Annotated in this window: 11 protein-coding genes and 1 pseudogene; 6 read left to right on the forward strand and 6 right to left on the reverse strand. The window is 47.7% G+C overall.

The window, feature by feature from the left end:
* Positions 1 to 2 precede the first annotated feature (2 nt).
* The 4 genes from K7A41_RS19430 to K7A41_RS19445 form a co-directional block, all read right to left on the reverse strand.
* Positions 3 to 2,021: an alpha/beta hydrolase family protein gene (locus K7A41_RS19430; protein ID WP_265715015.1), complete on the reverse strand. Its 2,019-nt coding sequence runs from the start codon at positions 2,019 to 2,021 to the stop codon at positions 3 to 5.
* A gap of 13 nt (positions 2,022 to 2,034) precedes the next feature.
* The gene (locus tag K7A41_RS19435) at positions 2,035 to 3,582 is read right to left on the reverse strand and encodes a SusD/RagB family nutrient-binding outer membrane lipoprotein (RefSeq protein ID WP_265715016.1); all 1,548 of its coding nucleotides are present in this window, start codon (positions 3,580 to 3,582) and stop codon (positions 2,035 to 2,037) included.
* An 11-nt stretch (positions 3,583 to 3,593) separates the two neighbouring features.
* Entirely contained in the window at positions 3,594 to 6,677 is a 3,084-nt protein-coding gene (locus K7A41_RS19440) for a SusC/RagA family TonB-linked outer membrane protein (protein WP_265715017.1), read from the reverse strand.
* Between the two features lie 253 nt (positions 6,678 to 6,930).
* The gene (locus K7A41_RS19445; protein ID WP_265715018.1) at positions 6,931 to 7,947 is read right to left on the reverse strand and encodes an alpha/beta fold hydrolase; all 1,017 of its coding nucleotides are present in this window, start codon (positions 7,945 to 7,947) and stop codon (positions 6,931 to 6,933) included.
* Positions 7,948 to 8,130: 183 nt separating this feature from the next.
* On the opposite strand from K7A41_RS19445, the gene K7A41_RS19450 reads away from it, so the two are divergent.
* From K7A41_RS19450 to msrB, 3 genes and pseudogenes are all read left to right on the forward strand, one after another.
* Complete coding sequence (locus tag K7A41_RS19450) at positions 8,131 to 8,430, forward strand: hypothetical protein (protein ID WP_265715019.1); 300 nt, start codon at positions 8,131 to 8,133, stop codon at positions 8,428 to 8,430.
* 354 nt (positions 8,431 to 8,784) lie between these two features.
* Positions 8,785 to 9,252, forward strand: a pseudogene (gene msrA / locus K7A41_RS23775) (peptide-methionine (S)-S-oxide reductase MsrA); the annotation flags it as partial.
* Between the two features lie 24 nt (positions 9,253 to 9,276).
* The gene (msrB, locus tag K7A41_RS23780; protein ID WP_197734536.1) at positions 9,277 to 9,765 is read left to right on the forward strand and encodes a peptide-methionine (R)-S-oxide reductase MsrB; all 489 of its coding nucleotides are present in this window, start codon (positions 9,277 to 9,279) and stop codon (positions 9,763 to 9,765) included.
* A 153-nt stretch (positions 9,766 to 9,918) separates the two neighbouring features.
* Here msrB and K7A41_RS19465 read toward each other — a convergent pair whose 3' ends face one another.
* Positions 9,919 to 10,662 carry an SDR family oxidoreductase gene (locus K7A41_RS19465; RefSeq protein ID WP_265715021.1) on the reverse strand — a complete coding sequence of 248 codons (744 nt, stop codon included), beginning with the start codon at positions 10,660 to 10,662 and terminating at the stop codon, positions 9,919 to 9,921.
* A 76-nt stretch (positions 10,663 to 10,738) separates the two neighbouring features.
* Between K7A41_RS19465 and K7A41_RS19470 the strand changes: the two genes are divergently transcribed.
* From K7A41_RS19470 to K7A41_RS19480, 3 genes are all read left to right on the forward strand, one after another.
* Positions 10,739 to 11,074 carry a winged helix-turn-helix transcriptional regulator gene (locus tag K7A41_RS19470; RefSeq protein WP_028070851.1) on the forward strand — a complete coding sequence of 112 codons (336 nt, stop codon included), beginning with the start codon at positions 10,739 to 10,741 and terminating at the stop codon, positions 11,072 to 11,074.
* A gap of 351 nt (positions 11,075 to 11,425) precedes the next feature.
* Positions 11,426 to 12,148, forward strand: coding sequence for a ferritin-like domain-containing protein (locus K7A41_RS19475; protein WP_265715022.1), 723 nt, complete (start codon positions 11,426 to 11,428; stop codon positions 12,146 to 12,148).
* A 20-nt stretch (positions 12,149 to 12,168) separates the two neighbouring features.
* Complete coding sequence (locus K7A41_RS19480) at positions 12,169 to 13,002, forward strand: ferritin-like domain-containing protein (RefSeq protein ID WP_265715023.1); 834 nt, start codon at positions 12,169 to 12,171, stop codon at positions 13,000 to 13,002.
* 61 nt (positions 13,003 to 13,063) lie between these two features.
* Here the strand turns inward: K7A41_RS19480 and K7A41_RS19485 are convergent, their stop codons facing one another.
* A complete protein-coding gene (locus K7A41_RS19485) occupies positions 13,064 to 13,894 on the reverse strand; it encodes an anti-sigma factor (RefSeq protein WP_265715024.1) in 831 nt (276 codons plus the stop codon).

Genomic DNA, 13,894 nt, shown 5'->3' on the forward strand with positions numbered 1-13,894 from the left:
AGTTACTCGTTGATTTGTAATGTACCTCCCATGTGGAGTTTCCTCTTATAAGCATTTACTTTTTCTACTAATTCCTTATTGTCTCTATCTGAACAAGCTTTGCCGGTCCAAGGCAGGAGTTCGTCTATATAGATATCGGCCGGCGACAGTGCCAGCAGCAGTGGTATATCGCCCCAGCGCAGAATTCCGGGAATGTGGACCGCCATGTTGTAATTGTCAAGGCCGCCGGAAGGTCCGGGGAGATAGCTGATCAACAGGTGTCGCAGCTGCAGTTTATTCTGTCTGGGCGCCAAGCTGCTGCTGACCAATGCGGCGACTGCAGTTTCGCGGTCAGCCTGCACGATCAGCTGATGTGCTGGATAATGCTGTTGCATATAATCACTAACCAGCCTAATTTCATCGGCCCATAACCCCATCATCGTCTGGCCTAACCACAGCAGCGAACGCGAGAGCGTGTGGAAACGGGGCAGCGCACCATCTATGCGGTCTCCGGTTGCCGAAGCTCGTTCGCCAAGACCATAAAGGTCTACAACAGCAACCCCGTCGTCTGTGCACAGCAGCCGGTCCATATCCGCGGCCGAGAGGGCCTCCTTCCCTTGTGATGGAAATACAACATAAATATTTTTCCCCTCACCTGAGGGCTTTTTGAGCAATACAGGAATTAGCTGTCCCTGTGCGGTCTCCAGCAGCAAACGCTGCCAGCCCTTGCTTGGTTCAAGCGATTTCACGGCTCTGAATGTATCCGGCTCCGTCGAAGAGAGCAACTGACGAAGCGCTGTTCTGCAAGAATCCGCGTCCAGCCTCGCTTCCGAAACAAGATGTTTTTCGGCAGCTCCGAATTCGCGTTGAATAAATTGTGGTATCGTAATGATCTTATTCCTTTCCACGCCATGCTGCAGCACGGATAAACTACTGGTATCCAGCAACTGTACTAAACTAACATCAACAGTAGATGACGTTCTATAATTAAAGCTTTTATTAAACCACTGTACCATAGTTTCGTTCATCGCATCGGTATAACTATGCGGTTCGTCAAATAATGCGTAGTCCAACTTTTCCCCCAGGCCTTGTTCTTCATAGCTTAGTTTGGCTAGACGGTAGGATTTCAGCATCTGATGCACGTTGAAAGCCGCATTTCCATCTCTCAGCGCAGTGATTATTTTGACGGCTTTGGGCGCCATGGTCTGTAACAGCTGGCCTTCTTCAAAATGCAGCAGCCCCTTGGGATGTAGTTCGCAGACACAGTTGCTGTTCATGATATAGGAACGGAAGGTGCCTACACTCACCACAGGGACTGCTGCTCTGACCCGCGGTTCGACGGCCGCAAGCCACATCGTCTGGTTACCCCCACCACTGGCGCCAGTAGCCCCGATCTGATCCTTATCGACGTAGTCCAGCGAGCACAACAGATCGATGGCACGCTGATTTTCCAGCAGCTGCACGCCCATTAATGGGGTACCCAGATCCAGGAGGAGCGAACCCAGATTAGCGCCATGATACTCGTGCTGATGCATGCGTCCGCGTTCACCCGACCCCATGGCATCCATGCTCAGGCAGACATAGCCATTATTGGCCAATATCTGTGCTGTACGCTGTACGATTTCACTCCGTCTTCCCGGCGGCCAGTGCCCATGACTATTCAGTATGGCTGGAAAAGGTCCTTTGCCTTTGGGGACGTAGAGATTTGCCGGGACATACACGCCCGGCAAGCTCTGAAAGATCAAGTTATGGATCGTATAAGTACCTCTGTCCAAGCTCTTGACAATCTGCATATCCAGGTCTGTCTCACCGGCATGGGTCAGATTTAGGTTGGACCGGATCGCATCCATCACTGCAGCCGCATCCACGTCCCCGTGCAAAGACAGCCGATTGAGAAGTTCGTCTGCACGGCTTTCAAGAGAAACTTTTACCGGATCTATTTCCTCCGGTATCTGCAGCACCTGCGGTAAGGCTGTCTGCGCTTTGATCTGCTGTCCCATAACGATCATCAATAGAAAAAAATATATCTTACAATTATTCATCGTCGTCCAACCATCAATCCACATCCCACCAGAGCCGGGTTGCTGCATTGTCGGGGCCTCCGAGCAATGTGCGTCCTTTAGTCAGTTCAGTAAGATTGTCCGTAACTTCTGTCAGCGGATACGGCAGCCTTTTAATAAATGTACCGTTGGGCAGATCCGGATTATCTGACTGTACGACAGTATACATTTTAGGATAGCCCGTACGACGATATTCAGCCCATGCTTCCATGCCGTCAGGATAGACCGCCAGCCATTTCTGTACACCTATCTGTTCGCGTTGGGCAGCGGTACTGTTGGCCCATTTGACCGAAATACTCGCCACTGCCGGCGAATCATGAAAATCGCCCGGAGCCACGGGCTTTTCTTCTGATGAAAGATACCTCGTCACGGCTGCTTGATCGCTTATCTTCCATTGCTGCATGCTCAAGGTGATACCCTGCTGATAAAGATCCTGCGCGCCAGCCCCCATATTCCAGCCGTTTAAGGCACCTTCAGCACGCAGAAAAAAAGATTCTGCCGCACACATGACATGCAGGCTTTGTGTAAAGTTACCCTCCAGCACCTCACCGTTGTACTTTACCCAATAGGTACCCACATTCGAATTTGCCCGCGATTGGTTTCTCACATTCCCAAGATCCGTGGAAGTCGCCCCATTGCGCACACTGTTAAAAACTTTTCCATCCAAGCTAGGCTGGAAGTAAATCGGCAGTCGGGGATCTTCATATCCCTTCAGATAGGAAGCAATGGTCGAACTCATGGAAAACTCGTTCCACACCGCCACTTGTGCCAGGCCGTTGGTATCGTTGCCCGACAGTGACTTAAGCACAGCAGCGTTCTGCTCATTGTTGATCATCACGCCCGACGCAACGGCGGCCTCGGCTTCGGCTTTCGCCTTGTCGGGGTCTATCTTGGATATGCGCAACGCGAGCCGCAGCCGCAGCGAGTTGGCAAAGCGGATCCAATTTTCCACATTCCCGTTATACATCAGATCGTACCCCTGAAATATTACTGTGCCTGCAGGAAGCGCCTTCAGCCGATCAACGGCGGCAGTGAGCCGCGAAAAAAAATCAGCGTAAATCTTATCCATAGGGTCATAAGGGATAACATCCAAGGCTTCTGCAGCACCAAAATACGGTATCGGCCCAAAATGGTCGGTCAGCCGGTGAAACGCATATACCCACATAATATTGGCGAGAGCAGCTTCACCCGAATCCGCTGCGGTGTTGTCCATAATACTTTTCAGCTGGGGCGCCGTATCGACATACACAACAGTCCAGAAGCGGCGTTGCCAGTCGGGGGTCAGCAGGTAGCGGTCGGTACTGAATGAGTTGGTGGTCAATGCAAAATACTGCGCATATAAGTCTGCTCCAAGGTTCTGTACCGTTTGGTAAAAGGAACGGTTCATCGCCGCAGAGGACTGCGCTTTTGCAAACATAAAGGGCAGTTCGCGCTGCGTAATTACTGTGATATTGTTTGGGTCAGTATTAATCTCCTCAAAGTCTTTCGTGCAGGATGTCAGGCCTATTGCCAATAGTGCACTATATAATATGTTTCTTTTCATGGTTACAACAATTAAAAGGTTAACTTTACATTTACACCCAGTGTGCGCACCGAAGGTGGCAGACCGACTTCCACTCCCTGGTAATTGCCGGCTCCAAGTGCGGCTTCCGGATCTATAGGATTCTTTATCTTGCCGATACCCGGTATATCCAGCTTCGATTTACCGCGGAAGAAAAAAAACAGATTCCGCCCGGTCAGGGACAGCTGCGCATTCTTCAGCACCTTCGTGTTTTTCAAATCAAACTTGTAGGCGATTGAAAGTTCGCGCATGCGCACATTGGTCATGTCATAGGTAAAAAACTCACCCCATGCATCCCGTCCATTTTGTGATACTGTCGTCCAAAGCTGCTGTGCTGTGATAGCCTTCGTATTGGCGCCGCCGTCCGGGCCAATTGCATCCAGCACCAGCCCTCCTTCACGGTACAACGCCGTATAATCAGCCACCCCAAATGCCGCGAGGTAGGCCGAGGTTCCCGAGACAATTTCGCCGCCGATCCGTGCATCGATCAGCGTATTCAGCGTGAAATTCTTATAAGACAAGGAATTTGACCAGCCCAGTAATGCCTTTGGATTAAAGTTACCTAATTTTTGATTTGCCTCTACCACTGGCAGACCATTGGCGTTCACCACAAATTTGCCGCTCTGCGGGTCTCGCTTCCAGGCATAGCCGTAAAGATCACCATACTTCTCCCCCTCGTTTACAACTACAGTAGCATATCGGTTATTGTCGGTAATATTGGCCCGTTTTGTCTTTTCGTGGAGTTCGACAATCTTGTTGGTGTTACTGGAAAAATTAAGTGTTGTTTCCCAAGTAAAATGTTGATGCTTTATCGGCGTACCCGTCAGCTGAACTTCGATTCCTTTGTTTTCTATATTGCCCGCATTGATGTACTGCCTGCTATAGCCGCTGGCCATCGGTAAGCCGAGAAAGAGCAGCTGATTTACGGTATTACTTTTGTACAATGTTAGGTCAAAGCCCAGTCTATTTTCAAAAAATTTCATATCCAGCCCAGCCTCCAGGGACTTTGTGAGCTCAGGTTTCAAGTCAGGAATAGCTTTAGTGGGTGAACGCGAGATAAACCCGTTACCCGCTCCCAGCCCAAAGGCGTAAAGCTGTCGCAGCAGATAAGGATCGGCATCGTTTCCCACTCGCGTGTAGGAGGTTCTGATCTTACCATAATTGACCCATGCAGGCATATGTAACCATTCGTTGAAGATGGCCGAAACGCCCACCGAAGGATAAAAGTAACTATGCGGGGCCTTTAAGGTCGATGTCCAGTCATTACGTGCGGTCATGTCTAAAAACACGTTATTGTAAAAAGCGACCTGTGCGCTCGCATAAACGGAGTTGAGCCGACGCTCATAACCTGCTATTGCCAGGAATTCAGGTGTAGTCGCCATTTTTAGACTAAACTCATTGGGGATGGACAAGCCATTGGCCATATTCTGAAAGCTGCTGTATTTTCTGCGCAGGGAGCTCGCCCCTATATTGTAGGTAACGGCGATATCCGATGTCAACGGATTTTTACCATTGAGCAACAAATCAAAATTGCTCTCCTGATAACGAGCGTTCGTTTCAAAGTACTTGCCTCCTTTGCGGACGTCGCCGATAGACACCGTACTGGCAAAAAAAGAGCCATCTGTATTGTCGATATACTTGTCGAAGCTATACCTACCCATGATGCTCAGCCAATCAGTCAGCTGATAAGTTGCCGATCCCAGTGCCGTGATTCGGTCACGGACTTCGTTGACCGATGTACGATTGGTACTCCAATATGGGTTGTCGTAGATAGCCGCCCCAGACCAGTATTTACGTAACGGCTCTCCTGTGATCGGATCGGTGGTTTCATAGTCCATCAGTTCAGCCTTGTCCATATCCCGCGGCATTATATAGGCCTCGACAGGAATCCCCATGTCACCTAGCCGCGGACGGTTGTCAATCTGTTGATTGACATAATTCAGTTTAACATCAGTCTTCAGTTTTGGAATAAATTCGGTATTGACGCGCAAGTTCAGGCTATTCCGTTTGAGTTCATTTCCCGGGATAATGCCCCCAATTTTGTTGTTGGCATAGGACACATAGCCCTGTACCTTCTCAGTTCCCCCATAGGTGCTTATGCTATTGTTGAATGTCGCTGAATTTTCAAAGAAATCCTTTACGTTGTTTTTGTAAGTCTGCGCCTTCGGCCCCCAGCTCTCCCCGATATTGGTGCCAGCCACTCCACCGTTGCCACGGCCGTAAGTATTCTGAAAACGGGTCAGAAGATTCACCTGGTCAAAAAAGGCGCTACCATTATAATTGATGGTGTACCGTCCCGATTTTCCCTGTTTAGTAGTGATTAGAATTGCACCGTTCGCAGCTCTGCTACCATAAAGCGCTGCTGCAGAGGGACCTTTCAGTATATTAATGGACTCTACATCATCGGGGTTAATATTGGCTGCACCGTCACTGGTGCCGTAGTTATACGTTGTACCGGTCGCCTGCTGTGCACTGGAATTGTCGTAGGGAACTCCATCGACAACAATAAGCGCATTATTGTTTCCCGAAATGGATTTGTTGCCACGAAGCACTACTCGAGCCGAAGCGCCTGGGCCGGAAGCGGCGGTGGTGACCACAGCGCCAGCAACTTTGCCTGTCAGACTGCTCATGATATTGCCGCTGTTGTCCCTTGCATCGTTGACAGCAGCGCCACTAAGCTGCTGCGTAGCGTATGTCAGCCCGCGGGTTTCCCGTTTTATTCCCAAGGCGGTGACGACCACTTCATCAATGGTCAAGTTCTCCTGCGTAAGGCTGACGGTCAGCTGCTGCTGTGCCGACACGAGTAGCTCAGCAGTTTTATACCCCACAAGAGAAAACCGGAGTTTGTCGCCTTCAGCAGCATTGATGCTAAAGTTGCCCTCCTGATCAGTGCGTCCGGCAAGCTGCGTACTGAGATTAAGCACCGTTACCTGTGCCAATGGGTTCTGGTCTGTAACACTAATCACTTTCCCAGTTCGTACTTTCGACTGTCCGCACACCACCTCTCCCCAGACAATGAGACAACACGTGAGCAGCCCCAGGAAAAACAATCGTTTACTGTCGATGGAAGCTATCATAATTTATCGATTTAAATTGTTGGAATTTAGTTTATTTCCATTGCGTTATACCCAAAGAAAGACCATAGAGGGTATAAATCCAACAAATTTGCCGAATAAAATAGCGGTAGCGTTACCGGAAACCGGATGCTGACGAGTAGTTGTGCGAAGTGCTGCAGTGCATCATTCGAGCATCCATGACCACATGAATAAGAGCAAAAGCAGCAGTTATCAATTGGTCAGGCTGCGTCTCAGAGCCTCATTACCATTCAGATCACAGCGGTTTTAAAAATTTCGTTAATACAGTTAGAAAATCCTGCGGACAGCTAAAATGAATATTATGGTCAGCACAATCAAACAACTGATGTTCGATCAGCTTGGGATGCATATCCTTTAACTGTCGGTTACCTTTGCGGCCGTCGAAAGAATCGTCCTTGCCGACAGCATCCAGAATCAGCATTGGCACCTTTAGTGTGCGGTACGTCTTCATGGGATCTACCCGCAACATGGAAGCGGCATAGCGGCTCACTTCCGATGGCCGGTCCAGTAACTGGATATAATGAATACTGTCCTGCATATGCATATATTCGTTCAGACCATGATATAAATACCATTGACCAGCTCTGTGCTTCACGAATCCAAAGATCTGCCATTGCTCCGGCGAACCATCGATTTGATTAATATTGCTGAAGATGTCAAACTCCGTCGGGCAGGATCCGAAGAGCAATTTCTTCACTTCCAATGGTGGCTCCACTGACCCGAAAAATAGCTGTTTCGCCTCAGGGGTCATCTGGTCAAACAAAGATTTGAAAGCGACGGTACCACCATCCTCGAGGACCAGCCCCGTCACCTTTTCAGGATGTCTGTCATAAAAGGCGGTTGCCATGTATGCGCCTCTTGAAAATCCGCCGACTACTGCTGTTTTTATCTTTAGGTTGTCCATGAGCGAAGCCAGATCATCCGCAAAATCCCAAAAATCCAGGTCTTCCTTTGGGATATCTGTCAAGCCATGACCATAATGATCCACGGACAACACGCTATAGCCAGCCTTGACCAGCGCATCGGCAAAGGGATAAAAATCGTATGCTGACAAAAAACTGCCCGGTAGCCAGATAAACACTTTGTCTCTGTGCCTGCCCCACTGTAAATAGGAAATGCGATGATTCGCGGTCTGAATAGACCCACGATGTTCCTTTTCGAATGTCAAGAAGGTATGCTTGGCCGCCTCATATTTTTTACGCAGTTGATGATCCAGATCTTGGGCGTAAACGGAAGAAATCAAGAAAATCATTGTAAAGTAGGAAGAAATAAGGCGGCGCATATGCTTAAGATAATGATGGACATTTAGATCCCTAAAGTTAAACATTTATAAATGAAATGAGCAGTCCTTGTCTAACTGTTGGGATTAAAAACTGTATCACATTGACCAAAACGATCTAAGAAGTAAATTTGTTCCCTCTTAAAAAGACCATCTATGAACAATAAACTCAAATTAGCAATGGCTATTGTTGCCGGAGCAGCGCTGATCCTACTTAAACGACGACATGAGAAGCATAGCCCCGAAATTACTGAAGAAAATGCTGGCAGCCCACAAAAACAGAATCAGCCAAATCGTCCGCCAGGCTATAGGCCGTTAAAAGATCTTTCGCTGGAGGAGCCCGATATTGTCGCTCTACAAAATACAAGTCCAGTAGCTGCTCCGGATAGACACCGCCCTTTAGCAGACGTAAACAAAGAAGTGGCCTATCATCCCAAAGGCAATCGGCACCATTAAATTACCGTTGCTGGCCAATCGATGCAGCAGCCTTTTTGTCAGTTCCTGCCTCCGCCGTTGTCTTGTCCGTCTGTGTATTGTCAAAAGAAGAGAATATGATCATGCCAGTGCGGTGTTGCCTGCATGACCACACAGAAAGGTACAGTGTTTGCGCTCTGATAAATAGCAAATATACTGTCAGGATTTCGGGCCGAATCATATTCCGGAAACTGAAGCGCAGTGTGCAGATATCAAAACGAAAACAACATGAAACAGGCATTCGTACTTCTTGCCGTGGCCATTGGTTTATTTTTGGTCAGCAAGATCGGCTTTTCACAAAAAGGGGCGAGTTCAAAAACGACAAAACAACGTACTATGGATAATTCACACAACAAAGATCAGGTCATTTATTTTGCCGGAGGTTGCTTCTGGGGCACTGAGCACTTTTTTAAACAAGTCAGAGGTGTTACCGCCACCGAGGTCGGTTATGCCAACGGCAATCTGCAAGATCCTACCTACCAGCAGGTCTCAACAGGTAAAACTGGATTTGCTGAAACTGTCAAAGTGAGCTACGACCCAACAGTCATCGATTTGAAACTACTGGTGGATCTCTTTCTAAAGACCATCGACCCGACTTCCTTAAACAAGCAAGGTAATGATATCGGCACGCAGTACCGCACGGGCATTTTTTACACTAATGCGAATGATGTACCTATAATAAAAGAGCGTTTAGCGGCGTTGGCGCATCAGTATAGTGCCAAAATTGTGGTTGAAGTGGAGCCTTTGCAAAACTATTACGACGCTGAAGCTTATCATCAAAAATATCTGGATAAAAACCCTGGAGGATACTGCCATATTGGGCCAGACCTGTTCGAATTAGCCCGCAAGGCCAATCCCGCACCCACCACCGAATATAAAAAAGCAGATCAGGAAACATTAAAAAAGAAGCTTACCCCGCTTCAATATAATGTCACTCAAAATAATGCGACTGAACGGGCTTTTGACAATGAATACAACGATGAGTTTAGGGACGGTATTTACGTAGACATTACCACTGGCGAGCCCCTGTTTGTATCTACCGATAAATTCGAATCAGGCTGTGGATGGCCCAGTTTTTCGAAGCCCATTAGTGATAGCCTAATCCAGGAACTTTCGGATAATTCCTATGGAATGCGCCGTACTGAGGTACGCAGCAAGACGGGTGATGCCCATCTCGGTCACGTCTTCAATGACGGGCCCGCAGACAAAGGTGGTCTACGGTACTGTATCAATAGCGCTTCGCTTCGCTTTATCCCCAAAGAAAAAATGAAAGAAGAAGGATATGAAAAATATTTGTCGCTATTAGCTAAAAAGTAGGAAGATAGCTGTACAACCTGTTTATCTTCACAATATAAAAGGCCGGAGAGTACCTCTCCGGCCTTTTATATTGGATGCATACATCAATGTAGCACTTGTCGTTTTGTAAAAACTTTCATGCAACGCAGCCCATTGCACACGAGCATATGGCGTCTAACTGATTTTCATTCCGCCATCCAGAACAAAATCACTCCCGGTGATAAAAGTTGCTGACTCCGAAGCTAGATACACCACCATCGCAGCAACATCTTCCGGTTTACCGATCTTTTTAAGTGGCACCGTCCCCGCAAGGCTTTCCCATATGCCATCCACCAAGGCAGGGTCATAGCTTTTGTTCAATACTTGTGTCCGGGTCGGCCCGGGACTGACGGTGTTTACCCTGATCTTCCGTTCGGCCAACTCGAGGGCCGCTGTCTTAGCTATCGTATTCAATGCAGCTTTACTCGCTTGATAAATAGAACTTTGCGGCATATTCATTGAAGCCACATTGGAAGAAAGGAAGATCACCGACGCCCCCTCCTGAAGTAGCGGAATAAATCTGCTTAACGTAAAATATGCACCTTTCAAATTAATATCCATTACACTGTCAAAAGTTTCTTCCCTGGCATCAGCGATCATTGCAGCCTCACCGGTAATACCAGCATTGATAAACAAGATATCCAGTTTTCCATAACGGTCTTTGACTTCTGCCGCCAGCCTCTCGATATCGGACAATAATGACTGATCCGCAACCAGTGGAATAGCGCCAATGGCATCAGCAGCCTCAATGATAGCCTCTTTCCGTCGTCCGGTTATGATCGTCGTGGCACCCTGCGCTACAAATGCTTTCGCTGTTTCAAATCCGATCCCGCTATTACCCCCGGTAATCAGCGCAATTTTATTTTTTAAATTTTTCATACTTTTTCTTGCAAATATATGCTGGGTATGGTATATATTTGTTACCAGTATCACAGAGTATACCAAAAGCAATAGCATGAAAAGAGATCAGGCAGAAGAATTACGCGCACTTCAGGATACCCTATATTTTATCGGTGGAAAATGGCGCATTCCCGTCATCAACTCACTATGCAATGGCAGTAGAAGATTCCGCGAAATTGAACGAAGTATTCCGGGCATTACAACACGAATGCTGTCCAAGGAACTGAAAGACATGGAACTCAACAAGCTACTCGTTAGAAAGGTGTACCCTGATATTCCAGTACTTATCGAATACGAGCCAACCGAATACTGCAGGACATTTGGTAAGATAATACAAGAAATGATCAACTGGGGTCGAGAGCACAGGAAAAAAGTGATCGAGGATCAATAACAGTAGGCTCCCCTAACAACGGATTTATATCGTTTCTTCCCTTCTTCAATCGTCTTTTTTCGATGTCGTCTCTTCTTGAAACGGGCAGTTTCAGGGCCAGTTTGTTTTTGCACAACCATATCAGTATACATAATCTCCCCATGGCACTTTAGTTCAGCCTAAAAATAAATAGCTCATCAGCACAGGCAAGGAATAGCTCTACTGTCTGGTCCAACCATTAATAATGAGCTCCTTCCGGATCGTTCCAAGGATACCGATCTGATTAAAAAAAGACATTTTTCCAATCCAAATACTCCGCATTATCGTAAATGCTGTTAAGTACAGAAATTATAAACTCAAAACACTGTTGTTATGGAAAAAATAACCCCCAGTCACGAACCACTATCGGCTATCCCTAGTGAGTTTGGCCCGAAAGATCTTCGGAGACGCGACTTCTTAAAAATTGCTGGCGCCAGTACTGCTACCCTAGCTATTTTAGGACTATCAGGCTGCCGCAAAGACGACAATCATGGTATGGACAATGGCGGCAACGGTATGTATTTTGGCAGTGGAGACATAGCCATATTGAACTATGCTTATGCGCTTGAACAACTCGAAGCGGCATTTTACATCCAGCTGGTCAACAACCCTTATGCTGGAATGACGGATCTCGAAAAAGCATTTTTTACGGATGTCCGAGACCATGAGATCGCTCATCGCGAATTCTTCAAAGTTGCCTTGGGCGCCAAGGCGATCACCAGTCTTGATTTCAATCTTTCGGGTATCAATTTTGGCAGCCGCGCCAGTGTGCTTACGACAGCAAAAACCTTTGAAGACCTTGGCGTAGCGGCCTACAACGGCGCCGGCTGGCTCATTAAAGATGTCAACTATCTGCTTCTGGCCGGCAAAATCGTGTCAGTCGAAGCCCGTCATGCTGCTTGGGTGCGCGACCTGATCGACAACGGAAGCTTTGCCGACAGCGAGATCGTCGATTCCAATGGACTTGACCCAGCCGAGAGCCCTAGCGTCGTTCTGAGCGCAGCAGCACCATTTATCAAATCAAAAATCGATGTTCGGGATTTACCGACCTATTAAACCATTTAAAACTGAAGATCATGAATCTGTTAGACATTTTCGAAAAAATTAATACTGTAGATCCTGAATTCAGCGATCGCATCAGCCCGCGTCGTGAAGCCATCAAAAATATGACTGTCATGGGCAAAAAGGTAACGCTTGCCGCTCTTCCATTTTTCATCGGCCAACTTTTTAAAAAGGCTTACGGCGCTACGGTCCCTACCGATGTAAATGGCGTACTTAACTACGCATTGACACTCGAATATCTGGAGGCAGAATATTATACCATGGGAATTGCCAAAGCCGGTCTGATTCCTGCCGGTAAACCACTCGGCGCCATCGCGACCATCCGGAACCACGAGATTGCACATGTTAACTTTCTCAAACAGGTGCTGGGCAGCAAAGCCGTGGCCAAGCCTACTTTTGACTTCACTGCAGGAGGCACCTTTAGCAATGTGTTTACTGATTACGATACATTCTTGGCTGTTGCCCAAGCTTTTGAAGATACGGGGGTGCGCGCCTACAAAGGTCAGGCAGGCATTCTACTGGGCGACCGTACAGTTCTTACCGCAGCATTACAGATCCACTCCGTCGAAGCCAGGCACGCTTCCCATATCCGGCAGATGCGACGTGCCCGCGGCGCTGGTGCCGCCAACCAAAAACCCTGGATCACAGGCAACAACGATACAGGCATCGGTGCTGTTGTAGATCCCGTATATGTCGGCGAAAACAATGTCACACAGGCTGGAGTCAATATCACTACCTTGCCCGGTACGACTGGGAAGATTTCGACAAGTGCAGCGACCCAATCCTTTGATGAACCTCTCTCCGCAACAGCTGTACTTAATATAGCAGGCTTGTTTATCAAAGCTTAATAACAGACATAGTTACCTTGGTCGGGGTGCCCGTTTTGTTCAACAGATCGGGCATTTCTGTTTAAATACTCCCCATAACGCGGAGTTCATTTAAGTTCGGTACTTCCTTTCCGCCCTCGTCTTCCAAGGTGATCGCAAAGGCCTGTGCTTTCGGAACAGTAAGCATCTGACTAGCACTGTCAGTTCTGATACCCAGCGGGAATACACCCGCACTTAGCGGCTTACCGTCTACCATGGCCCATAATTGATACTGCTTGCCTTTTGGCACTGCGGGCATACGCTCCAAACTCAGATAAACGGCTTTGGAAGCCTGATCCCAGAATACCAGCGCATGCAAATCCTGCTTGCCTCCAACACCTTTTAGCGAAATAGTTTTTATCATTGGGTTCCGCACTAGATTCCATTTATCCTGCAATACCGTCAAGTTAACTTCTTGAGTTTGGAGGGACGCGCTGGCAGCCTCTAATTTATGTTCTGTTTGGTCATTGCGGAGATAAAGAAAAACATTGGCAGCTGCGCTAAGGGCGAGGAGAATGCTGGCTGCGACGGCCCAGCTGTATCGTCTGTTCGATATCCGACCTATCTCTTTTTCGGGAACTGATAGCGGTGCATTAGTTATGGTATGCTCATCTATTGAATCCACTTCCTCCTCTGAAGTACGCTGACTTTCCGCTTCCAGTCTGTTCCAGATCATCTGCTTTAAGGGTAAAGGTACCGGCATCGCCTGAGTATCGGCCAGTCCTTCGAGCGCTTTTTCAGCCTCAAGGATTGCCTGTTCCACTTCGACATTATTTTTTCGAATACAGTTGAGGATGCTGACTTCCTCTTCCGAAGCGAGCCCCAAAACGTACGATTCAATAATCCCTGACGATATGTATGCTTTAATATCCAA

Source organism: Sphingobacterium sp. InxBP1 (assembly GCF_026191775.1).
Taxonomy (GTDB): domain Bacteria; phylum Bacteroidota; class Bacteroidia; order Sphingobacteriales; family Sphingobacteriaceae; genus Sphingobacterium; species Sphingobacterium thalpophilum.